This window comes from Bradyrhizobium sp. Kon56, assembly GCF_055807635.1.
On sequence record NZ_JBVVOU010000651.1, the window covers coordinates 1 to 234 of the forward strand.

1 protein-coding gene is annotated in these 234 nt (G+C 57.7%); it reads left to right on the top strand.

The features are described from left to right. Positions 1 to 6: 6 nt before the first annotated feature. The gene (locus tag AC0L3B_RS40390) at positions 7 to 171 is read left to right on the top strand and encodes a type VI secretion system contractile sheath small subunit (protein ID WP_473383686.1); all 165 of its coding nucleotides are present in this window, start codon (positions 7 to 9) and stop codon (positions 169 to 171) included. Positions 172 to 234: the final 63 nt, after the last annotated feature.

Consider the following 234-nt stretch of genomic DNA (forward strand, 5'->3'; position numbering starts at 1 on the left):
CCTGAACTGAATAAGCTGCTGGAACTACGCGACGCCTTGGTTGCGCTCAAAGGCCCCATGGGCAACGTCCCGGCCTTTCGCAAACATCTGCAAACCCTGCTCACCGATGAAACCGCACGCCAACGCCTGGCGAGCGAACTGAACCTGGTGCTTGACGCGCCAGACAACTGATCTTTCTTACGTCCATATGGAGTGTCCCTCATGCCTAGGGAAAGTGCTGCTGCGCACGTGCTG